Annotated in this window: 19 protein-coding genes; 11 read left to right on the forward strand and 8 right to left on the reverse strand. The window is 74.0% G+C overall.

Annotated features, from left to right (window positions below):
* Positions 1-150: 150 nt before the first annotated feature.
* Genes ACBJ32_RS03935 through ACBJ32_RS03945 form a run of 3 tightly spaced genes read left to right on the forward strand, consistent with a single transcriptional unit; the run spans position 151 to position 2,523 of the window.
* Positions 151-399, forward strand: a complete 249-nt coding sequence (locus ACBJ32_RS03935) for an acyl carrier protein (protein WP_375125450.1) — start codon at positions 151-153, stop codon at positions 397-399.
* A 28-nt stretch (positions 400-427) separates the two neighbouring features.
* Entirely contained in the window at positions 428-1,573 is a 1,146-nt protein-coding gene (locus ACBJ32_RS03940) for a hypothetical protein (RefSeq protein ID WP_375125451.1), read from the forward strand.
* Positions 1,570-2,523 carry an NAD-dependent epimerase/dehydratase family protein gene (locus ACBJ32_RS03945; protein WP_375125452.1) on the forward strand — a complete coding sequence of 318 codons (954 nt, stop codon included), beginning with the start codon at positions 1,570-1,572 and terminating at the stop codon, positions 2,521-2,523. Before ACBJ32_RS03940 ends, ACBJ32_RS03945 begins: the two co-directional genes overlap by 4 nt.
* On the opposite strand, the gene ACBJ32_RS03950 is transcribed toward ACBJ32_RS03945, so the two are convergent.
* The 3 genes from ACBJ32_RS03950 to ACBJ32_RS03960 all read right to left on the reverse strand — a co-directional run bounded on the left by ACBJ32_RS03950 (position 2,477) and on the right by ACBJ32_RS03960 (position 6,646).
* Positions 2,477-3,319: a phosphatase PAP2 family protein gene (locus tag ACBJ32_RS03950; protein WP_375125453.1), complete on the reverse strand. Its 843-nt coding sequence runs from the start codon at positions 3,317-3,319 to the stop codon at positions 2,477-2,479. The two genes, ACBJ32_RS03945 and ACBJ32_RS03950, sit on opposite strands and share 47 nt — an antisense overlap.
* 145 nt (positions 3,320-3,464) lie before the next feature.
* Positions 3,465-5,444 carry an MMPL family transporter gene (locus ACBJ32_RS03955; protein ID WP_375125454.1) on the reverse strand — a complete coding sequence of 660 codons (1,980 nt, stop codon included), beginning with the start codon at positions 5,442-5,444 and terminating at the stop codon, positions 3,465-3,467.
* Between the two features lie 218 nt (positions 5,445-5,662).
* On the reverse strand, positions 5,663-6,646 hold the full coding sequence (locus ACBJ32_RS03960) for an endonuclease/exonuclease/phosphatase family protein (protein ID WP_375125455.1): 984 nt from the start codon (positions 6,644-6,646) through the stop codon (positions 5,663-5,665).
* 103 nt (positions 6,647-6,749) lie between these two features.
* On the opposite strand from ACBJ32_RS03960, the gene ACBJ32_RS03965 reads away from it, so the two are divergent.
* Positions 6,750-8,108 (forward strand): FG-GAP repeat domain-containing protein, encoded by a 1,359-nt coding sequence (locus ACBJ32_RS03965; RefSeq protein ID WP_375125456.1) that lies wholly within the window; start codon positions 6,750-6,752, stop codon positions 8,106-8,108.
* Here ACBJ32_RS03965 and ACBJ32_RS03970 read toward each other — a convergent pair.
* Positions 8,103-9,185 (reverse strand): hypothetical protein, encoded by a 1,083-nt coding sequence (locus tag ACBJ32_RS03970; RefSeq protein WP_375125457.1) that lies wholly within the window; start codon positions 9,183-9,185, stop codon positions 8,103-8,105. The two genes, ACBJ32_RS03965 and ACBJ32_RS03970, sit on opposite strands and share 6 nt — an antisense overlap.
* Before the next feature lie 210 nt (positions 9,186-9,395).
* Positions 9,396-10,400 carry a LacI family DNA-binding transcriptional regulator gene (locus tag ACBJ32_RS03975; RefSeq protein WP_375125458.1) on the reverse strand — a complete coding sequence of 335 codons (1,005 nt, stop codon included), beginning with the start codon at positions 10,398-10,400 and terminating at the stop codon, positions 9,396-9,398.
* 298 nt (positions 10,401-10,698) lie between these two features.
* Here ACBJ32_RS03975 and ACBJ32_RS03980 point away from each other — a divergent pair, with 298 nt between their 5' ends.
* The 4 genes from ACBJ32_RS03980 to ACBJ32_RS03995 are packed head-to-tail and all read left to right on the forward strand — an operon-like array spanning position 10,699 to position 15,695.
* Positions 10,699-12,261: an ABC transporter substrate-binding protein gene (locus ACBJ32_RS03980; RefSeq protein WP_375125459.1), complete on the forward strand. Its 1,563-nt coding sequence runs from the start codon at positions 10,699-10,701 to the stop codon at positions 12,259-12,261.
* 1 nt (position 12,262) lies between these two features.
* A complete protein-coding gene (locus ACBJ32_RS03985) occupies positions 12,263-13,225 on the forward strand; it encodes a sugar ABC transporter permease (protein WP_357878653.1) in 963 nt (320 codons plus the stop codon).
* Positions 13,222-14,064 carry a carbohydrate ABC transporter permease gene (locus ACBJ32_RS03990; RefSeq protein WP_375125460.1) on the forward strand — a complete coding sequence of 281 codons (843 nt, stop codon included), beginning with the start codon at positions 13,222-13,224 and terminating at the stop codon, positions 14,062-14,064. The genes ACBJ32_RS03985 and ACBJ32_RS03990 overlap by 4 nt, the downstream gene beginning before the upstream one ends.
* Positions 14,061-15,695 carry an alpha-L-arabinofuranosidase C-terminal domain-containing protein gene (locus tag ACBJ32_RS03995; RefSeq protein ID WP_375125461.1) on the forward strand — a complete coding sequence of 545 codons (1,635 nt, stop codon included), beginning with the start codon at positions 14,061-14,063 and terminating at the stop codon, positions 15,693-15,695. The genes ACBJ32_RS03990 and ACBJ32_RS03995 overlap by 4 nt, the downstream gene beginning before the upstream one ends.
* A gap of 111 nt (positions 15,696-15,806) precedes the next feature.
* Here ACBJ32_RS03995 and ACBJ32_RS04000 read toward each other — a convergent pair whose 3' ends face one another.
* A complete protein-coding gene (locus ACBJ32_RS04000; RefSeq protein ID WP_375125462.1) occupies positions 15,807-16,703 on the reverse strand; it encodes a hypothetical protein in 897 nt (298 codons plus the stop codon).
* A gap of 119 nt (positions 16,704-16,822) precedes the next feature.
* Between ACBJ32_RS04000 and ACBJ32_RS04005 the strand changes: the two genes are divergently transcribed.
* Positions 16,823-19,153 (forward strand): WD40 repeat domain-containing protein, encoded by a 2,331-nt coding sequence (locus ACBJ32_RS04005; RefSeq protein ID WP_375125463.1) that lies wholly within the window; start codon positions 16,823-16,825, stop codon positions 19,151-19,153.
* A gap of 107 nt (positions 19,154-19,260) precedes the next feature.
* Here ACBJ32_RS04005 and ACBJ32_RS04010 read toward each other — a convergent pair whose 3' ends face one another.
* On the reverse strand, positions 19,261-20,382 hold the full coding sequence (locus tag ACBJ32_RS04010; protein WP_375125464.1) for a cobalamin-independent methionine synthase II family protein: 1,122 nt from the start codon (positions 20,380-20,382) through the stop codon (positions 19,261-19,263).
* A 99-nt stretch (positions 20,383-20,481) separates the two neighbouring features.
* A complete protein-coding gene (locus tag ACBJ32_RS04015; RefSeq protein WP_375125465.1) occupies positions 20,482-21,210 on the reverse strand; it encodes a hypothetical protein in 729 nt (242 codons plus the stop codon).
* On the opposite strand from ACBJ32_RS04015, the gene ACBJ32_RS04020 reads away from it, so the two are divergent.
* Both ACBJ32_RS04020 and ACBJ32_RS04025 read left to right on the forward strand, forming a co-directional pair.
* The gene (locus ACBJ32_RS04020) at positions 21,188-21,484 is read left to right on the forward strand and encodes a hypothetical protein (protein ID WP_375125466.1); all 297 of its coding nucleotides are present in this window, start codon (positions 21,188-21,190) and stop codon (positions 21,482-21,484) included. The genes ACBJ32_RS04015 and ACBJ32_RS04020 overlap by 23 nt on opposite strands.
* Positions 21,481-22,158, forward strand: coding sequence for a response regulator (locus tag ACBJ32_RS04025; protein ID WP_375125467.1), 678 nt, complete (start codon positions 21,481-21,483; stop codon positions 22,156-22,158). The genes ACBJ32_RS04020 and ACBJ32_RS04025 overlap by 4 nt, the downstream gene beginning before the upstream one ends.
* The last annotated feature ends 4 nt before the right edge of the window (positions 22,159-22,162 follow it).

Below are 22,162 nucleotides of genomic sequence, written 5' to 3' on the forward strand. Positions count from 1 at the left end.
CGGCTCCGTCCGAGGCATTCCGGCGACTCACTCCGCATCTGGCGATCGTAGCTGACAGTGGTTGATCGTGATAGTAGAGTAATCGCTGCTGGTGCGGAGCGAGCCGGCGGCCCGAAGGCCCGACAAGCGACAGCCGACAAGGACATACGCATGACAGAGGACGAGATCTTCCACCAGCTGCGCGGCCTGTGCGCCGAGATCCTCGCGGTGGATCCGGCGCTCATCACCCCCGACACCGACCTGCGCGAGGAGCTGGAGGCCGACAGCCTCGACATGACGGAGCTGGCGGTGGCCAGCGGCGACCGGTTCAACCTCCTGGTCGACTTCGATCTCGCCAAGCAGGTGCGCACCCTCGCCGACGTGACCACCCTCGTCCGCGCCGGGGGCCAGGCCGGCTGACGCGGGCCGTTCAGCGCAGGGGGTCGTCATGCCGGTCTCGTCCTCGTCACCGCGTCCCGCCGAGCCCGTCAGGGGGCGGCGCGGGCTCGCGGAGTTCATCGAGCTGCCGTACCGGCTGCACGGCGGCGATCCGCACTTCGTGCCGCCGCTGCGCGGCGACTGCCGGCGCCTGCTCGACCGGCGGCGCAACCCGTTCTTCCGCTACGGCGAGGTCGAGCTGTTCACCGTACGCCGTGACGGGCGTGTCGCCGGCCGGGTCGCCGCCGTGCACAATCCCCGGCACAACAGGGTCCACCAGGCGCGCGACGGGTTCTTCGGGCAGTTCGCGTGCGCCGACGACCCGGCGGTCGCGCGCGAGCTGCTGGACGCCGCGGCGCGGTGGCTGCGCGGGCGCGGGCTGAAGACCATGCTGGGGCCGGTCAACTTCACCATGAACGACGAGTGCGGGGTGCTGGTCGAGGGGTTCGACGCGCCGCCGAGCGTGCTGATGCCGTACAACCCGGCCTACTATCCGGCGCTGCTGGAGTCGTGCGGGATGGCCAAGGCGAAGGACCTGTGGGCGTGGGACGGCACGGGGTGGGTGCCGCCCGAGCGGCTGCTGAGCATCGCCCGGCGGGCCGAGCTGCGCCACCGGCTCACCGTACGGCCGCTCGACCCGGCGCGCCTCGACGGCGACCTCGACCGGGTCAAGCTCGTCTTCGACCGCGCCTGGCAGGGCAACTGGGGTTTCACGCCGATGACGGACGCGGAGTTCGCCGTCGCCAAGCAGCGGCTGCGCAAGATCATGGACCCGCGGCTCGTGCAGCTCGCCGAGGTGGCGGGCGAGCCGGTGGCGGTGGCGCTGGCCCTGCCCGACTTCAACCAGGCCCTGGTCGCGGCGCGGGGCCGGCTCAGCCGCTTCGGGCTGCCGATCGGGCGGGTACGGCTGTCCCTGGCGGCGCGGCGCATCGACCGTGTCCGCGGCGTGCTGTTCGGCGTCGTCCCGGATCTGCGCAGGCACGGTGTCGAGGCCGCGCTCCTCGCCCGCAGCCAGGAGGCCGTCACGGCCGGCGGCTACCGCGGCGGCATGGAGCTCGGCTGGACGCTGGAGGACAACCAGGCCATCAACAGCTACCTGTCCCTGATCGGCGGCACCCGTACCAAGGCGTACCGCATCTACGGGCGGGAGCTGTGACGGCTCCGCACTACCTGGTCACCGGCGCCACCGGGTTCATCGGCGCTCGGCTGACCCGCATGATCCTGGCGCGCGGCGGCACTGTCACGGCCCTGGCCCGGCCCTCTCCGCGCGCCAGGGCGCTGCGTGAGCTGGGCGTCCAGGTGGTGCCCGGCGACCTGACCACCGGCCGGGGCATCACCGAGGCGCTGCGGGGCGCCGACCGGGTGATCCACCTGGCCGCCGCCCTGCGGGCCCGCACCCCCGCCGGGTTCTGGGCGGTCAACCGCGACGGTGTCGCCCGGCTGGCGCACGCGCTGGCCGCGCAGCGCCGCCCGGCGCGCCTCGTCATGTGCTCCTCGCTCGCGGCGGGCCCGGCCATCTCCCTGTACGGGGCCAGCAAGCGGGCGGGCGAGCAGGTCGTCAGACAGCACGCGGGCCGGGTGCCCGCGGTCATCCTGCGCCCCGGCATCGTGTACGGGCCCGGCGAGGAGGCGCTGCTGCCCGCGCTCCTGCCCATGATCCGGCTCGGCGTCGTCGTCAAGGCGGGCTACGGCCCTCGCCGCTACGGCATGGTCTACGTGGACGACCTGTGCACGGCCCTGCTCGCCGCCGCCGAACGCGGCCCCGTGCTGCAACCCGCCGGCACCCGCGCCGGCCTCTACCCGATCAGCGACGGCAACGCCTACGGCTGGTCCGACATCTGCCGCGCCCTCGCCCGGGCGGCCGGCTGCCGGGCCCCCCTCGTGCTGCCGGTGCCGATGCCGGCCGTGCACGCGGTGGCCGCGCTGGCCGAGCTCGCCGCGCGGGGTGCCGTTCCGGCGCTGAACCGGGACAAGGCCCGGGAGATGCGCCGCGCCGACTGGACGTGCGTGCCGGACGACGCCGTACGCGAGCTGGGGTTCGCGCCCGCCACCACGCTCATCAGGGGATTCGAGGCCGCGCTCGCCGCGCTGCCAGCCGCTCCGTGACGGCGTGCACCACCAGCGCCACCGCCAGCCCGGCCACGGCGTCGGAGAGGTAGTGGTACCAGTCGTACACGACGGCGACCGTCAGCCCCGCGGTCAGCGCCCCCAACACGAGACGGACGTTCCTGGAGACGTGCCGGCGCAGGCAGAGCAGGGTGATCCAGGCGCCGCCCACGTGCGTCGAGGGGAAGCACGCGCCGGGCGGGTCGAAGGCGGCCATGATCTCGCCCTGCACGGCGGCGACCGCGTACCCGGACGGGCCGTGGGCGGCGAACAGCTCGGGCAGCGCCAGCGCGGGACCCGCCAGCGGGATGACGATGAACCCCAGGTAGGAGGGCAGGAACACGGCCAGCGCGGCGAACACGTAACGCTCGGCCAGCGGCGCGCGGCCCCGGGCGTACAGGATCGCCGGGATCAGGAAGCAGCCGTAGAACGTGAAGTAGCAGAAGGTCAGCACCTCGGTCACCAGCGGGGAGCCGATGGCCGCCGTGACGGCGGTGTTGGGCGCGAAGCCGAGCAGCGCCGTCTCCCAGGCGTGCAGGTCGGCGTCGAGGTAGCGCCCGTGCAGGACGCGGGAGGTGCGGGCGGCGGCGCCGTACACGAACGGGAGCACGAGGAACGGCCCGGAGAACCGGGCGAACCGCACCGCCTTGCCATCGGGGAAGCGCCGCTCGGCCTCCGCCAGCACGAGCAGAAGCAGGGCCGCGAGCGCATATCCGGCGAGCAGCTCCGCCCAATCCGCCAGGCGATCCCGGAACGCGGCCACGATGAGCGCCATGACCGCGAAATAGCCCAGCATGAGCCATTCAGCCGGGCGGAATTTCACCCTTCGGCCGAATTTCCGCCCGAAAATGTCGGTCCGCACCTGCGCATGAATGGCTGCCGGGCCCGCGATTCCCGCGTCCGCGTCTCCCGGGCGGACGCGGGTCGCGCCGGGGGAGAGGTCAGGAGGCGGCACGCGCCGGCCACCAGATCCGCCGCCCCATGTGATGGGCCAGCGCCGGCACGAGGAAGGACCGCACGACCACCGTGTCGATGACGACGCCGACCGCCACCAGCAGCCCGAGCTGCACGACCGGCACCAGTGGCAGCACGGTCAGCACGAAGAACGCCGCCGCCAGCACCACCCCGGCCGCGGTGATGACCCCGCCGGTCGCGCGCAGCGCGTGCAGGGTCGCCTCGCGGGTGTCGAGCCGGACGGCCTCCTCACGTACGCGGGCCATCAGGAAGATGTTGTAGTCGATGCCGAAGGCCATGAGAAAGACGAACGCGTACAGGGCGAACGACGCGTCGACGACCGGATACCCCAGGAACTGGGTGAACAGCGCCGAGCACAACCCCAGCGTGGCCGCGAACGACAGCACCACCGTGCCCATCAGCAGCAGCGGCGCCACCAGCGAGCGCAGCAGGACGACCAGGATCAGCCCCACGACCAGCAGGATCAGCGGCACGATGAGCAGCGCGTCGTCGACGACCGCGGCCTGCACGTCGAGCAGCTCGGTGGTGAACCCGCCCACCAGGGCCGCGCCTCCCGCCGCGGCGCGCACGGCACCGCGCAGCTCCTCCACCAGGCGCTGCGCCTGCGGTGTGTTCGGCTCCGCGGCGAGCACGACGTCGAACGTGCGCCACGGGGCGGGCGGCCCCGGCCGAATCGCCACCACGCCCTCCGCCGTGTGCACCGCCTGCTCCACGGCGGCGCTCCTGTCCTGCCTGGCCATGACCACGACGGGGGCGCTGGCCGGGTAGTGCCGCCGCAGGGCGTCGTAGCCGGCCACGGAGTCGGTACGCATCGTGAACAGCGACGACGGCGGGATGCCCGAGGCGTCGAGCGTGGTCAGGCCCATGCAGAGCATGGTCAGCAGCAGGGCGGAGCCCGCCCAGGCGAGGCGGGGGCGGTGGCCGACGAAGCCCGCCACGCCCTGCCAGAGCCCGTCGCGCTCCGTCTGCCCGGGGCGCGGCGTGCTCGGCCAGAACGCGCGCCGCCCGCCCAGGAGCATCAGCGCGGGCAGCAGCGTCACCATCACGACCGTCGTGATCAGGATCCCGACGGCGGCCGCCGCGCCGATGGAGCGCAGCGCGTGCGTGTCGGCCACCACGAGGCAGCCGACGCCGCCCGCCACCGTGAGGGCCGAGGCGACGACCGTGCGGATGCCGCCCGACAGCGCGTCCTTCAGCGCCGCCGCCTGGTCCGCGGTCGTGCGCAGCCGCTCGCGGTAGCGGGCGACGAGCAGCAGCGCGTAGTCGGTGGCGACACCGAACACCAGCACGGTGAACACCTCGGGGGTGGCGGCCCGCAGCGTCATCAGCCCCGAGCGGGCCAGCGCGTAGATCGCCGCGGCGGAGCACAGGTAGGCCACCACCACGGCCAGCATGGGGATCACCCAGAGGACGGGGCTGCGGTAGACGGCGAGCAGCACCAGGAGCACCACGGCCAGGCTGAGCGCCAGCAGCGTGCCGTCGACCCGGCGGAAGGAGTCGACGTAGTCGGCGGCGGCGCCGCCCGCGCCGCTCACGTGGCTGATCAGCCCCGGCGGACTGCCCTCGGCGGTGATCTGGCGCAGCTGCTCGACCAGCGGGCTGACGAGCACGCCGGGCTTGCCGGACAGCAGCACGGTGACCTGGAGCGCGCGCCCGTCGGCGCTGGGCACGGGCGCGGACGCCGTGCCGACCACGCCGGGGACGCTCGCGAACTGCCGCAGGTCCTGCCGGGCCGCCCTGAGGTCGTCCCGCTGGAGCGGCCCGGGGCGTTCGTAGATCACGAGCGCCGGGACCACCCGGCCGGACTGCTTGGCCAGCAGGTCGAGGACGCGGGCCGACTCGGCGCCCCGGGCCAGCATGGAGCTGCCGCTGGTGACCCGGACGTCGTCGAGCGGGCCGCTCGCGAGCACGGCCGCGACGGCGATGGCCACCCACGCGACGACCACGCCGGCCGCGATTCTCCGCGCAGCCCTCATACGAAACAAAACCGACAATTCCCGCCCACCCCCGGCCTCGATATGAAAGTGCCGGCCGGCACGTAGACCATAAATTCCCGGTCCTGCTTAAACAACTTTTTGCAGGTGTCTCATATTCGCGTCATGAGTGGATCGAGCGGGACATCGCCGGATTGAATTTCTCTCGACGGTCATACTCGTCCGGTCATTCAGCCCCTGATCCGCAGGTCCGCGAAGAGCGCGCGATGATCGGACCCCGGCACGTCGAACACCTGCACTCCCGCCGCCGACCCCCGCCCGTCCGTCAGCACGTGATCGATGGCCACCAGCGGCGGCAGCGAGCGCCCGTACGGCCAGGTCGGGGTCAGCCCCTGCCCGGTGGAGGCCGCCGCGTCCGTGTAGCCGGTGCCGAGCAGCCGGCGGAAGACCGCGTGGTCGAGGGTGGCGTTGAAGTCGCCCGCCAGGATCCGGGGCGGCCCGGAGGCGGGCGCGGGCGGCAGGGAGGAGACCCCCGCCTCCCACTCCGGCACCGTCGAGGGCACGGGCGCGACCGGGTGCACGACCACCACCTCCACGGCCGATCCGCCGGGCAGCGACACCTCCGCCACCGGCATGTGGTGCCCGACCGGCCGGAACAGCCCCGTGCGCTCGGTCATCGGGTAGCGGGAGTAGAGGCCGCTGCCCTCCGGGCCGCGGTGGTCGGCCCTGCCGAGGTGGTACGGCAGCAGCTCCGCCAGCCCGGCCGCCGCCAGCCGGTCCCGGGCGGCGTACGTCAGCTCCTGGATGCTCAGCACGTCCACGTTCAGCCTGCGGGCCAGATCGACGATCACCGTCGCGTCGCCGCGCCCGCCGTTGAGGTTGGCCGTCAGCACCCGCAGCGCCCGGCCGCCGGTAGCCTCGCCGCCGCCGATCGCCCGCGGCAGCACGCACCAGGCCAGGCAGGCGCACACCGCCAGCATGATCGCGATCGCGGCCCGGCTGCGCAGGAGCGCCGCGACCCCCAGCATGAGCAGCGCGGCGAGGGCGAAGTAGGGCGTGAAGGAGACCATCGGCACCAGGAAGACGCCCGCTTCCAGCCCGCCGAGCCGCACGGCCGTCCCCGCCGCGAACAGCACGGCCACCCCGGCGGCCACCCGCCTGCGCCACACCCGGCGGGGCCGTGCCCGCCGCTCCGTCTCCACAGACTCTCTCACCAGCACAGCCGCCCACGTTAAGCAGGCTTTCTTAACGCCACATGAGGACCGGGACCGCGGAGCACGAGAAGGCGCGGCCCGCGCTGCCCTAGGCTGTCGGGCTGTGCGGCGAAAGTCGATGATCTTGCTGGTGGCGGCCATGACGCTCGCGGGCTGCGCGGGCGGATCCCGCGAGGGCGCGCCGGCGGCCTCGCCCCGCCCCGGGCCCACCTCGGCCTCGCCCGGCCCCGGGTCCACCGCACCGCCTGCCACCGCACCGCCTGCCACCGCACCGCCTGCCACCGTGACGGCGTCCCCCCGATCCGGGTCCGCCTCGGCCCCGCCCGCGAGCAGGCGGGCCGACGACGTCAACGGCGACGGGTACGCGGACCTGGTGGCGGAGTTCGGCCCGGCGGACGGCAGGCGGCTGGGCGTCGTCCAAGGCTCGGCGGCAGGGCTCGTCCCCGCGAAGGGGGTGGTGGTGCCGCCCGCCACGTTCACCTCGTGGCTGATCGGCGGCGGCACCAGGGCCGATCTCGACGGCGACGGCTTCGGCGACATCCTCGCCTACGGAGGCCCTGACGGCGAGCCGCAGGGCTCGTACATCTTCTGGGGCGGCAGGAGGGGCGTCGCGGCGACGGCCCGCCCCACGCCACTGCGGCTGCCCGCGGCGAGCGGGCCGGCGGGCTCCCGGGCCGTCGCGGGTGACTTCGACGGGGACGGCGCCGCGGACGTGGCGACGGCCACCCCGCCCGCGTCCGGCGGGCTCGCCGCGGACCTGACCATCCTGTACGGGCCCTTCACCCGGAAGGGCGCCCCGGCCCGGAGCGAGACCCGGCCGTCGCCGACCGGCGGGGACTTCTGGAGGATGACCGCCGACGAGATCCACGGCCGCCGCGCCACCGCGCTGCTCGTCCACGAGGGCGACGACGGCGAGCAGGTCAGCGGCTGGCTGCTCGCCGCCGGCCCCGGCGGCCTGCAGAGGGCGGGCAGGAAGCTCAACCGGGGCATGGCGGCCGCGTTCGGCGACTTCGACGGCGACGGCGCCAGGGACGTCGCGGTCGGCGACGACGGCAGCCGCAACAACGAGCCCGGCTACGAGACCGAGCCGCCCTCCGTGCACCGCACGCTGACCGTCTACTACGGGAACGGCCGGCAGGCGGTCTTCAAGGGCTCCGCCGGCGCCGCCGTCTCCGGCGACTTCGACGGCGACGGCCACGACGACCTCGCCTTCGGCGGCGCTGCACCCTCGCGGCACGTGACCGCCACCGCCCCGAAGGTCTTCTGGGGCGGCGCGGGCGGCCTCGCGCCGGGCAGGGACGTCGCCGGCCTGGGCGGGGCCGCGCCGCTGGCGGCGGGGGACTACGACGGCGACGGGGACGACGAGCTCGCGTTCGTCACGGGGGACGACGACTCCGCCATCGTGGTGACGGACGGGAAGACGGCGGTGTCGGACTTCCGGACCGCCGACGTGCCGTCATGAGCGCTGCAGGGCCCTGAAGTCCTTCAGCCAGAGGTTCGGCGCCGACAGCCCGTTGCCGCGAGCCTTGACGGTGTACGGCACGAACACGCTGTTGAGCAGCCACGGATCCTTGTCCGGCCCGAAGTTCGCGACCATCAGATCGTCCTGCTTGAACCCGTACGTGGCCACCGCCAGCCGTCCCGTCCCCCGGTACAGCGCCATCTGCTGGCGCAGGAAGCCGGCCTGCTCCATGAACCACGGGCTGCTGGTCAGGAAGTCGTCCCACTGCTTGCGGCTGAACGGCTCGTCGGCGGCCGCCTTGATCACCTGCCACACCTCGGTGCCGGCGGGGAACCCGTACCGCTCGGCGAACTCCTCGGCCACCGCGTCCCGCAGGTGCCGCTTCCAGTACCACACGAGCGAGAACTCGGTCACGAGGTACGTCTGGTCGGGGCGCATCCTCGGCAGGACGTAGTCGAGGAAGGCCTGCGCGTTCTCCGGCGCCGGGATGTGCGGGTGGATGTCGACGCCCTGGATCTCGGGCGTCTCGCGGACGAAGGTCATCCAGCGCTCGGCCGCCGGGGTGCGCCGGTCGGCCAGGTCGAGGCGGTTCAGCGCGCCCATGTAGAGGGTGGTGCGGCAGTTCGCGCCGCAGTGCTCGCGGCGGTGGTCGATGACGTGCCGGGCGACGGTCTCGTAGAACACGTTGAGCCGCTCGTCGCGCTCGGCGGGCAGGCTCTCGATGAACGGTTCGTTGCCGATGGCCAGGATGTCCACCTTGTTCAGCACCGTGGGCAGCACCCGGTCCAGCCGCGCCAGCTCCGCCGCCATCGCGGCGCTGCCGGGCTGCGGGAAGGAGGCGGAGTTGTACGGCCACTTGAGGCTCAGGATGGTGTCGTAGCCGCGGCGGCCCGCGTCGGTGATCGTGCTGATCGCGAAGTGCCCGGCCGGGTCGCCCTGGTCGGTGGCCGGCATCGGGTAGAAGCCGCGCACCCAGCGGGTGCCGGACTCGCGCAGCTCGCGGTGGTCGAGGGCGTCGAGGTTCTGGTTGAAGTTCGCGCCGAGGGCGCCGTGCGCGGCGGGGAGCGGTTCGGTCACGGGTTTGCCTCCCCTTGCAAAGGCGGTGGGAGTGAGGGGCGAGACCGTGGCCAGGGCCACGGTCAGCGCGACGATCGACAGTCGACGAAGCAAAGGTGCCTGCTCTCTGACGGGGCGGGGGGAGAGGATCGTCATCGACGCGGTTTCATGTTTGCGCTAACCTCGCCGGCCTGTCAACGGCCGATCGTCGGCCGTGAGGGCCTGCGCTCGTCAGCGGCGCCCGGCGGGCGGCGGGGCGGTGGAGGCGCGGACGATCAGCTCGGGGCGGACGAACCGGCTGGCCGGCTGGGGCACGCCGGCCCCGCGCGGCTCCTCGATCCGCGCGATCAGGTGCTCCACGCAGCGCCGTCCCACCGTCTCCAGGTCCTGCCGGACCGTGGTCAGCGGCGGCGTCAGGAACGGCGCGAAGTCCAGGTCGTCGAAGCCCACGACGCTCAGGTCGCCGGGCACCCGCCGCCCCAGCTCCGCCGCCGCCCGCAGCACCCCCACGGCCATCTGGTCGTTGGCCGCGAACACGGCGGTCACCCCGTCGTCGGCCAGCAGCCGCAGCGCGGCGTCGTAGCCGGAGCGCGGGGACCAGTCGCCGGCGACGGGCGGCGGGACCGCCCGCCCCGAGCGCTTGAGCTGCCGCTGCCAGGCGGCCCGCCGCCGCTGCGCCGGGTTGGAGCCGGACGGGCCGGCGACGTGGTGCACGGTGGCGTGGCCGAGCCCGAGCAGGTGGTCGACGGCCGCGCGGGCCCCCGCCGCCTCGTCCATGCCGAACGTCGGGTGCTTGTGCGCCGCCCTGCTGTCGGCGATGACGAGCGGCACCTCCTCGGGAAGCCGGAGGTGCGGGGTGTCGAGCACGCGCGCCTCGATCACGATCACGCCGTCCACCGCCCGGTCGGTGAGCCCGCGCACGGCGGCGCGCACGTCCTTCTCGGTGGGCCCGTCGACCACGGCCACGCTGACGGAGTAGCCGCGCGCCTGCGCGCCCGTCACGACCGCCTCGACGATGCGGACGTTGAGCACGGCGCTGAGGTTGAACATGACCACGCCGATCGTGCCGAACCGGCCCGTGGCCAGCGCCCTGGCGGCGATGTTGGCGCGGTAGCCGAGCTGCTGCATGGCGGCCTCGACCTTGAGCCGCGTCGCGGCGGTCACGCGGTCGTTGCCGTTGACGACCCGTGACACGGTCTGGCCCGAGACTCCGGCGAGCTTGGCGACGTCCGCCATGGACGGCCCTCCGGACGCCCTCGTCCCCGGTGGTCGCACCACGCCCGGCTGCCTCCCTTCGTCAGGGCAGCGCGTTACGGGGCTGCCGCGAGGTGGAACGCCGACAGGCTACCTCGCTGCGATTCCGGCGTGGAATCGGCACGTCGGCGGGCGGACCTCACCAAGACGTCCTTGACGCTGATAGGCGCCACGCCTAAGTTAGCGCAAACATAGATCCGCTCCGGGGGATCCCTGGTTCGCCAGGGCGAGCGGACCAGGTCGGTGACCGAGTCGAAGACACAGACATAGAGGAGTCGCCATGGGGCGGCATCACCACCGGATCTCTGGAACCACCACCCCGAGCGCCGCCGGCGCCGGGCAGAGCCGAACGAATCCGAGCGATCTCACCCGGCGCCGCCTCTTCGGCGGCGCGGGCGCCGCCGTCCTGGCCGCGGCGCTGGCCGGCTGCACCGGCGGCGGCCAGCTGGCCGAGCGGAGCGCGAGCGCGGGCAGCGGCGGCGGCGCCCTGCAATGGTGGGACCAGTTCCGCCCGCTGACCAAGATGCTGCAGGACGACCTGTTCGCCCCCTTCATGAAGGCGCATCCGGGCGTCACCGTCGAACGGCGCCAGATGGACGCGCCCGACCTCGGCCAGGCGCTCCAGGTCGGCCGGCGCAGCAACCAGATGCCCGACGTGCACTCGCTGGCGGGCCTGGGCGGCGTCTCCCCGGCTGCGCTGGTGAGCGAGGGCTGGTTCCAGCCGATCGGCAAGCTCGCCGACTTCGCCGGCAGCCCTGTCGGCGAGCTCCTGCACGACGGCATGCACCGCTTCAACGGCGAGGTCTACTCCTTCCCGCCGTTCTCCGGCCGCTGGCACGAGGCGGTGCCGTGGTTCAACACCGCGATGCTGCGGCAGGCCGGCGTGGACCACGAGGAGGAGCCGGGCACCTGGGACAAGCTCCGCGAGATCGCCCGCAAGGTCACCCGCGGCAACGACAGCGGCGCCTACGGCATCGTGGTGCCGAGCAAGGAGCCGGAGTACCTGCGCGCGCTGGTGGAGCGGCTGGCGATGACCGCCGGCGCGCCGGGGCCCGGCAACGTCGACTGGACGACCGGCGCCTACGTCTACGACAGCCGGCCGTACATCGACGCCATCGAGTTCCTGGCCGGCCTCCAGAAGGACAAGGTCGTCCATCCGGCCTCGGCCTCGATGGGCGCCCGCGACGCCCGCGCCCGCTGGGCGGCCGGACAGGCAGGCATCTACCTGTGGGGCGCCTGGTTCATCGGCGGCCTGCGGGTGGACGAGCCGGAGGCGGTCGAGCGCGGTGTCGGCACCTGGCACATCCCCTGCCCCGAGACCACCAGGAACTTCGTCTACAGCCCGCCCGCGTCCGGCACGTTCTGGGTGTCCGGCCAGTCCAAGCAGGCCAGGACCGCCGCCGAGCTCATGCTGCGGATGACCACCAAGGAGTTCCAGACCCGCCTGGCCGAGGCCATGGACCAGCCGCCCGCCCTGGCCGCCGAGGTCATCGACCAGGCCGAGGTGCACGACGCGTACCGCAGGTGCGTGGCCAACTTCCAGGAGGACGTGCGCATCGGCCCCGTGCCCGAGGTCGGCAACCCCGGCGTCTGGCAGGTGCTGGCCGAGATGCGCGACATCCACCCCAACCTCGGCGACATCGTCCAGTCCGTGCTGACCGGCGCCTCCACCGACATCGGCGGCCAGCTCCGCCGCTTCAACGACCAGATCAGCGCCGAGCGCGAGCGCGCGCTGAAGGTCGTGCGCGAGGAGAAGGGCGTCGAGGTGGACCTCAAGGCCTGGGTGTTCGCCAACTGGGACCGCAAGAAGGACTATGGCCAGCAGGACTACGCCGGGCGCTGAGATGACGACGACTTCCCGGCGCGAGAGCGTCGCCGCCGCGGTACCCGCGCCCCCGCCGAGGGGATGGGCGCGACGCCTGCGGCAGGACTGGTGGATCTACCTGTTCCTGCTCCCGACCGTACTCGGGTACGGGGCGTACACCGTCTACCCGCTGCTGGCCTCCTGGTGGTACGCCTTCCTCGACTGGCCGGGCTTCGCCGCCGCGGGCACGTTCATCGGGTTCGAGAACTTCGAGCGGCTGATCGGGGACGAGCTGTTCTGGAACGCGTTCTGGAACTCGCTGGTGTTCCTCGTGATCGCGGTGCCGCTGCGGGTCGGCCTGGCCCTCGCGCTGGCCCTGGTGCTGAATGCGAGGAAGACGCCGTTCAAGGGCTTCTTCCGCACCCTGTTCTTCCTGCCCGTCGTCACCACGGGCGCGATCGTGGGCGTCGTGTTCACCCTCCTGCTCGACGCCGGCGGCCCGGTCAGCCTGTCGCTGGTCTGGTCCGGGCTGATCGACTCGCCGCAGAACTTCGCCGCCAACGCCGGCACCTCCCTGTACGCCGGGATCGCGGTGTGGGTATGGAAGTGGCTGGGCATCACCCTGATCTACTGGCTCGCCGCGCTGCAGACGATCCCGCGGGGCGTGCACGAGGCCGCGATGATCGACGGCGCGGGCGCCTGGGCGGAGTTCCGGCACGTGACGATGCCGCTGCTGGTGCCGTTCCTGGTGATCATCACGCTGATCGACACCGTGGCCGCGTTCAACGTCTTCGACCTGATGCAGACCCTGACCGGCGGGGGCCCGTCCTTCTCATCCGAGGTGATCGAGATCTTCATCTTCCGCACGGCGTTCCAGGCCAACATCCCGCAGCTCGGCTACGCCTCCGCCGCCGCCGTGCTGTTCGGGCTGCTGACCATGGTGCTCGCGATCGCGCAGGCGCTGGGCATGCGGTGGGCGCGCGGCAGGAGGGCGGACTCGTGACGCTCCGGCCGCGCCGCCCGAGCGCGCGGCAGGTGGTGACGGCCGTCCTGCTGCTGGTGCTGGGCGGGCTGTGGGTGTACCCGTTCGTCTGGCTGGTGTCGGCGTCGCTGAAGACCTCCTCGGAGATCTTCGGCAGCGGCCTCGGCCTGCTGCCGGAGGAGCCGGTGTGGGAGAACTACGCCCGCGCCTGGAGCGAGGTGGGCTTCGCCACCTACTTCGGCAACACGCTGATCATCACGGTCGGCACCGTGCTGCTGGTGGTCGTGCGCAGCGCGCTGGCCGGGTACGTGCTCGGCCGCTACGACTTCATCGGCAAGAAGTTCCTCATCGGCCTGTTCCTCGTCACGTTCTTCCTCCCCGAGGGCTACACGATCATCCCGATCACGCAGCTCACCGACCAGCTCAGGCTGCTCAACACGCACACCGGCGTGATACTCGGGCTGGGCGCGGGCGGGCAGATCGCCTCGACCCTGCTCTACGCGGGCTACTTCCGGCGGCTGCCGAAGGAGCTGGAGGAGACCGCCCGCCTCGACGGCGCCGGGCCTTTCACCGTCTTCTTCCGGGTGATGCTGCCGCTCGCCTGGCCGATCACCGCCACCGTGGTGATCCTCACCTACCTGTTCGCCTGGAACGTCTACCTGCTGCCCCTGGTGTTCACGCTCAGCGAGCCCGATCTGCGCACGCTGGCCGTGGGCATGACCGTCTTCGTGGGGGAGCGGGGCACCGACTGGTCGGGCATGGCGGCCGCTGCCGTGATCTCGCTGATCCCGGTGATCGCCGTGTTCGTGGCGCTCCAGCGCAAGTTCGTCGACAGCATCGCGGGAGCGGTGAAGCAATGAGGGAAACGGAGTCCACCGGGATGCGGGAAGCGCTCGTCACCATCGACACCCACCGGCCGGCCGGCCGCATCGACGACGACGTCTACGGGCACTTCCTGGAGTCGGCGTTCTTCGGCAACATCGACGGCGGGGTGTTCGACGAGGGCTCGCCCCTGTCCGTCGACGAGCCCGGGCCGCTGCGCGGCGTGCGCGCCGACGTCCTGGAGCTCGTGCGCGAGCTCGGCCCTGGGCCGATCCGCTGGCCGGGCGGCAACTTCACCTCCGCCTACCACTGGGAGGACGGCATCGGCCCGCGCGACGACCGGCCCAGCCGGCTGGAGCTGGCCTGGGGCGGGCGCGAGAGCAACCGGTTCGGCACCGACGAGTTCCTCGCCTGGTGCGAGGCGGCCGGCGCGCAGCCGTACCTGGTGCACTCCGCGCGCGACGTGGACGAGGCGGTGCGCTGGATCGAGTACACCAACTCCGCCCGCGACACCACCCTCACCGCCCGCCGCGCCGAGAACGGCAGGGCCGAGCCGTGGAACGTGCGCTACTGGGGCATCGGCAACGAGGTCTACGGCCCCTGGCAGATGGGACACCGCACGGCCGAGGAGTACGCGGCCGCGGCCCGCGAGCACGCCCTGTTCATGCGCCTGGTCGATCCCGGCGTCAAGCTGATCGGCGTCGGCATCCCGTGGCGGCAGGAGGAGTGGACCCGGCCGCTGCTCAAGCGGGCCGGCTCGCTGCTCGACCACCTGTCCCTGCACCTGTACGGGGCCAGCACCCACCTGTGGACCGGCGACGACTACGACGCCGTCGTGGCCCAGGCCCTGTACTTCGAGCGGGAGATGCACACCTACTCCCAGCTCGTCACCGCCCTGGCCGCCGAGGCGGGCCTGGACCGCCCGCCCGCGCTCGCCCTGGACGAGTGGACCATGCGCCACCTGGAGCCCGAGAGCTGGCCGCAGCCGCTGCCCGGCGACGACGGCGGCATCGCCCCGCGCGAGACCGCGCCCGCGGACGACCCGCCCAAGGTGCGCGTCAACCGGTGGAGCCCCAGGACGGTCGCCGACGCGATCTTCTGCGCCGGCGTCTTCCACGCCATCCACCGCACCGCCGGCCTGCCCGCGCCCGTCTCCATGGCCAACCCCGTCAACCTGGTCAACGCCAACGGCCTGATCGTCGCCCGCCCAGGTGGCGCGCTGCGCTCGGCCATCTACCACGTCTGGCATCTGTACCGGCACCACACCGGCCGCACCGTCCTGCCGTGCGAGGTGTCGGGGCCCGCGCGGACCACCTCGGTCACCCTCGGCGACAACCGCGGCCCCGACGGCCGGCTGCTCACCGCGCCCATGACCGTCCCCGACGTGGACGTCTCGGCCACCCGCGCCGACGACGGCTCGCTGCGGATCGCCGTCGTCAACCGGCACCGCGACGCGGCCGTGCGCCTGCGGATCGTGCTCGACGGCGCGCAGGCCAACACGCCCGCCACGGCCAGGATCCGCGCCCTGGGCGCCGACGTCGCGGCCCTGGACGCGGTCAACACGCTCGGCGCGCCCGACACGATCGCCGTGCGCGACCTCGGCGACGTCGAGTCGAGCGGCGGCGCGTGGACCGTCGCGCCGCACTCGGTGACCGTGCTGTCCCTCTGACGAGTCGTCGTGGTACGCGCCGCAGACGGTCCTGGCCAGGCCCGCCCGGCTCCCGCCGAGGCCATCGACGCGGCCCGCCGCGCGGCCAGGCAGGCGGACTGACCCTCCCGGTCATTCGTGGTCGCGCATCCAGAGCTCGACCAGTTCGTTGGTGTCGGCGGTCAGGAAGGCGACGCTCTTCTCCTCGTGGTCGACCTGGATGCCGACCGGGCGCAGGTCGGGCACGAGCGGGCCGTACAGGGCCTGCGGCTGGGGCTGCTCCTCGTACGCGCCGGGCCGCCACCAGTAGACCCGCGGGCTGACCGGCTTGTCCCCGGAGTCGAAGAGCCGCCGGGACAGGTCCTGCATCGCCTCCATCGCGGCGAACAGGTGCACGTCGCCGATCTCGTGGACCAGCAGGTACTCGGGCAGCGGGAACGACACCAGCGCCCCGTGCGGGGCCTGCCCGGTGTGCCGGCGCAGGACGTGCGCGTGCGCGCCGACGTACCGGTGGCTGCCCCCGACGTGCGTGATCGGCACGCCGTGGACGGTGGCGGACTCGGCGTAGTGCGGCTCCTTGTCGATCGAGTGCTGCAGCGCGGCGCCGAAGGCGGACTGCTCCCGCAGGTCGCCGAGCCGGGCCCGGTCGAGCGGCACGATCGAGTCGGGATAGTCGATCACCACGGCCTCGACCAGCCCGGGGGCGAGCCGCCTGGCCACCAGCCCGTCGAGCATGTCGCCGAGCGCCTCCTCCGGATACAGCCGCACCCGCAGGTCCGGCTCGGGGATCTCGGTGGCGGCGCGCTCGAACGCCCTGGCCGCCTGGCCGGCGTAGGCGTCCGCGGCCTCCGCCAGGGCGCCGGGGCCGAGGCCCTGGGCGTGCTCGCGCCACGAACCGATGTCGGCGTTCGCACTGGAGCCGCCGGCCAGCGTGACGCTGATGGTGGAGGGGTCGGGCAGCGTCGCCTCATACCCCCGATCCGCGAAGGCGCGCAGCAGGGCCTGGCCGATGACGTCTGTTTCCATCATGGACGCCGAACCTATCGGGCCTTGCCGACAAGTACGGAACCGAGACGCCCGCGGTGAGGGCAGGCGGGCGTCCCGGGGTCTAGCGTGACGGGTGACCCTGTCGTCCGTGGAGGTCCGCGGTGTTCGAGCGGCTGCGCTCATCAGCCAGGCCTCGTCGCGACCGCAGGAGGCCGGCCGCGATCATCGTGGTGGCCGTGCTGGTGGCAGCCACCGCGATCCTGGCGGTCATGAACGTGCGGGCCGGCGCCGAGCGCGAGCGAGCCCTCGCCCAGCGAGACCTCGCGCTCGGCCGCCTGCTCGCCGCCCGGAGCCAGGTCCTCGCCACCACCGAGCCCCGGATCGCCCGGCTGCTCGCGGTGGCCGCCGCCAGGGTCGCCCCGCCCACCCCCGGGACACGCGCCGCGCTCCGGGCAGCGGTGGCCAGGCCGCAGCTCGCCGTGCTGCGCGGCCTCCCCGGCGAGGTGCACTCGGTCGCGTTCAGCCCCGACGGCGCCACCCTCGCCGCGACCGGCAGGGCCGCGCCGCTGCGCCTGTGGGACGTGGCCGGGCTCAGCCCCGTGCCGTGGCCGGTGGGGGAGGAGCAGGCCGACGGCATGTCCGTGGCGTACAGCGCCGACGGCGGCCACCTGGCCGTGGCGAGCGCCGACGGCGGCGTGCGCGTCTGGGACACCGCCACCCGCCAGGCGTGGACCGGCGGCGGCGAGACCCCCTGGGCCAGGCAGTGGGCCGCGTTCAGCCCCGACGGGACCCTGCTGGCCACGACCGCCGGCTCCGTGGGCACGTCCAGGCTGTGGGACGTCGGCACCGGCACCCCGGTCGCCGCGCTGCGCTCGCTCGAAGGCGCCCCGGGGCCCGTCGCGTTCAGCCCCGACGGCGCGCTCATCGCGGCCGCCTACCCGGGCGGCCCGATCAGGACGTTCGACGCCGGGTCGGGCCTGCTGACGGGCGACCCGCTCGAACCGGCCGCTGGCAGCGTGACGCCCGAGCCCCGCGAGGAGGTGGCCGCGCTCGCGTTCAGCCCCGGGGGCGGGCTGCTGGCCGGCACCACGGGCAGCGAGCACATCCAGCTCTGGGACGCCGCCACCCGGCGGCCCGCCGGCCGCCCGCTCACCGGCCACACCGGCCTGATCACCTCGGCGGCCTTCAGCCCGGACGGCCGCGTCCTGGCCACCGCGAGCCAGGACCACACGATCAGGCTCTGGGACGTGCGGGGCCGACGCCCGCTCGGGGAGCCGCTGACCGGGCACACGCACGCCGTCAACGCCGTCGCCTTCAGCCCCGGCGGGAACCTGCTGGCCAGCGCGGGCGCCGACGCGACCGTACGCCTGTGGCGGATCCCGCGCGCCACCCGCCACCCGCTCGCGCTCCCCGGCGGCGACGGCCAGGTCCCGGCCGACCGGCCGGTCCCCGCACGCTGGTACGAGCGCCGGGACACCACGCAGGTGGTGCTGAGCGCGGACGGCGGCCGGCTCGTGGTCCAGCCGTACGACGGCACCCGGCCCGGCTACGGCAGCGTCTGGTCGTGGGACGTGCGCGCGGCCCGCTGGCGCGGCGAGCGGCTGCGCATCCGGCCCGACGACCTCGTGGACGGGCTGGCGGTCAGCCGCGACGGCCGCTCGCTGGCCGCCTCCGGCAGCGACGACGCCGGCCACGGCCTGAACACCGCCATCCTCGACGGCCCCTCCTCCGTACGCGGCCGGCCCCTCGCCTACAGCCAGGACGGCCGCCTGCTCGCCACGGCCGTCCAGGAGGCCACGGCCGTGCCGGACGCCGAGGTCCAGGTCTGGACGCTGCCCGAGGGCAGAGCCAGGGGCGAACCCGCGTCCGGGCAGTCGGGGCGGATCACGGCGGCGGCCTTCGACGACTCCGGGGCCGTGCTCGCCGTCGGCGCCTCGGACGGCACGGTGCTGCTGTGGGAGACGGCGACCGGCAGGCGGCGCGGCGTGCTGCGCGCCCACGCTCTCCCGGTCACGTCGCTGGCCTTCGCGCCGGGAGGCGCGCTGCTCGTGACGGGGAGCGAGGACCAGACGGCCCGGCTCTGGGACGTGGCCCCGGCCCGCCCGCGCGCTGCTCCCCTTTCCGGGCATACCGGCCACGTCCACGCCGTGGCCTTCGCCCCGGGCGGCGCCTACCTCGCCACCGCGGGCCAGGACCGCACCGTGAGACTGTGGGACACCGCCACCGGCCAGCCGCTCGGACCCCCGCTGGCCGGGCACGGCGGCGAGGTCCGCGCCCTGGCGTTCACGGCGGACGGCAGGACGCTGGTCGCCGCGGCGGCCGACCTCGTGCAGGTCACCGGTGACGCCTACGCCGTCTGGAAGTGGGACACCTCCGCCCTCGCCGCCGACCCGGCAGCCACCGCCTGCGCCCAGGCGGCCCGCCCGCTCACCCGCGAGGAGTGGGCGGCGCACGTGCCGGACCTGCCGTTCCGCGACGTCTGCCGCCGATGACCGGAACCCGCCGCTCGCCGGAACCTGCCGATGACCGCGCCCGCCGCTCGCCGGACGCCCGCTCACCGCCCGTGCGGCTCGTCCTCTCGTCTGACGGGGGGCCGGGCTCAGCCCCAGACCATCCGCGCCGTCTCCACCACCAGCTCCAGCTTGCGCCGCTCCTCGTCCACGGTGAGCAGGTTGCCCCTGACGGTGGAGGCGAAGCCGCACTGCGGGCTGATGGCGAGGTTCTCCATCGGCACGTACTTGGCCGCCTCGTCGATGCGGCGGCGCAGCTCGTCCTGCGGCTCCAGCGCCGGCACCTTGGAGGAGACGAGCCCGAGCACGACGGCCGTGCCCTCGGGGACGAAGCGCAGCGGCTCGAAGCCGCCCGCCCGCTCCGTGTCGTACTCCAGCAGGAACCGGTCCACCAGCACCTCGCCGAACAGCCGCTCCGCGACCGGGTCGTAGCCGCCCTTGGCCGACCAGGCGCTGCGGTTGTTGCCCCTGCACAGGTGCAGGGCGACCGTGACCTCCGGGTCCAGCTCCTTGATCGCGCGCACCTGCTGGACGTCGACGGCGACCGCCGCGTCGAGCAACGCCTCCGCGCCCGGCGCCCCGGGCCCCAGCAGGCGGGTGCGGAAGCCGGGGTCGATCACGAAGTCGTAGGCCAGCGAGTCGAGCTGGATCCACCGCACGCCCTGCGCCAGCAGGCCCCTGATCTCCTCGATCCGCAGCGCGACCAGGTCGCGGAGCAGGTCGGCGGGGGTCGGGTAGGCGGTGGCGCTGAGGTCGGGCCGCCACAGGAGGTTCCCCATCGACGAGCTCACCATGGTGATCTTGTAGGGTCCGGGGGCGTGCCGGGCCAGGAAACCGGCCTCGACGGCGGTCATGTTCTTCCTCTGGGTGAGCTTGCCGGTCGCCACCACCAGGTCCCAGGACGTCTCCTCCGGCGGCACCGGCTCGCCGTCGCCGCGCCACCATTCGGTGGAGGGCAGCGGTGCGGGAGACACGCCGCCCAGCGACTCCAGCAGCCCCGCGAGCCAGGTCTGCCGCCGCATCTCCCCGTCGGTGAACACCTCGATCCCCGCCTGGCGCTGCAGCTCGATCGCGGCCAGTACGGCGTCGTCCTCCAGCTTGGTCAGGTCCTCGGCGCTCAGCTCGCCGCGCTTGCGCGCCTCCCGGGCTCGCAGCAGCTCGGGCGGGCGCAGGAGGCTGCCAACGTGCTCGGCATGGGGTGTCGCGGGCATGCTTCCTCCTCGATGTGCGATGGGGGCGCGGATCGTAAGGCTTCTCGCGCCGGCCGTAGGCTCAGCGTCCACCGCCCCGCGACGGCCGTCCAGCCCCGTTCACTCGTTGTGCAGCACGGCCGCGATGGTCAGCCGCGCCGCCGACCGGGCCGGGACGAGCGCGCCCAGCACCGCGATCACCACCCCCGCCAGCGTGAGCAGCGCCAGCAGCGGGGCCCGCCACACGTCCACCATGAACGCCGGCAGCGCGAGACCGGCCGCCTCGGCCATGGCCGGGACGACCAGGCGGTGCGCGGCCACGCCGATCGGGATGCCGAGCAGCCCGCCTGCCGCGCCGAGCGCGGAGACCGTGCCCAGCAGCACGGTGAGCAGGGACGCGAAGCCGATGACGGCCACGGTCGTCGGGTCGCTGGTGGACTTGGCGACCGGGTGCAGGCCGGAGTCCGCCGCCCTGACCGCGGCGTTGTAGGACTCGACGTCGGTGCCGGGGGCGAGGCGGACCTCGTACTGGGTGGCCCGCTGGTCCGGCGCGAGCGCGGCCAGCGTGCGCCAGTCGGCCTGGATGAGGTCGGCCGCGCCGTCCATCGTCGCGCCGACGACCGTCGCCTCCGCCCGCCCGCGGCCCAGCGTCAGCGTGAGCCGGTCGCCGACCGCCAGACCGCGCTTGACCAGGAACGCCGAGGGCGCCACCACCTCTCCCCGGCCGCGCAGCCAGCGGCCCTCGACGAGCGTCTCGCCCAGCGTGCCGGAATCCCCGCGCAGGAACCTGCCCTGGATCGGCTGCGGATGCCCCGCGAGGTGCAGGGTGATCCACGCGTCGGCGGTCACGTACAGGGTGCCGGGCAGGCCGCGCAGGAGCGCGTCGATCCCGGCGTCGCCGTGCCGGGGCGGGGTCCGGTGGTTGCGGGCCTGGCCCGGCGGCGAGCGGCCCGCGGGCGACGCCGGGCGCGCGCGTGCCGGCGAGCGGGCGGACGGTGGGGCCGGGCGCGGGCTGGTGGGCCTGCGCGAGCGGGTCGCCGTCTACGGCGGCGACCTCGACGCGCGGCGCCGGCTCGGCGGCGGCTACCGGGTACGCGCCAGGATCCCGCTGGAGCGCCCGTGAACGCGACCCCCCGGGTGCTGATCGCCGACGACCAGGAGCTGGTCCGCGTGGGCTTCCGGCTCATACTGACCGCCCGCGGCATCGACGTGGTCGGCGAGGCCGCCGACGGGGGGCAGGCGGTGGCGGAGGCGCTCAGGCTCGCCCCCGACGTGGTGCTGATGGACATCCGCATGCCCGGCATGGACGGACTGGAGGCGACCCGCCGGGTGCTCGCCCACGACCCGCACTGCCGGGTGATCATGCTGACCACGTTCGACCTCGACCGGTACGTCTACGCCGCCCTGACGCTCGGCGCCAGCGGCTTCCTGCTCAAGGACGTCACCCCCGAGCACCTAGCCGCCGCCGTCCGCCTGGTCGGCACCGGCGACGCGCTCCTGGCCCCCTCGATCACCCGCCGCCTCGTCGAGCGCTTCGCCGCCGCCGACCGCGTCCCCGGCCCGCCGCCCGCGGGCTCGCACGCGGACCTCGCGACGCTGACGCCGCGCGAGCTGGAGGTGCTGACGCTCATGGGCAAGGGCCTGTCGAACGCCGAGCTGGCGTACGCGCTGACGCTCAGCGAGGCGACGGTGAAGACGCACGTCGCCCGCATCTTCACCAAGCTCGCGCTGCGCGACCGCGCCCAGGCGGTCGTCGTCGCCTACGAGACGGGCCTCGTCACGCCCGGCGGCGACTGACGGC

It is taken from the genome of Nonomuraea sp. GTA35, assembly GCF_041950525.1.
In the GTDB taxonomy this organism is placed as follows: domain Bacteria; phylum Actinomycetota; class Actinomycetes; order Streptosporangiales; family Streptosporangiaceae; genus Nonomuraea.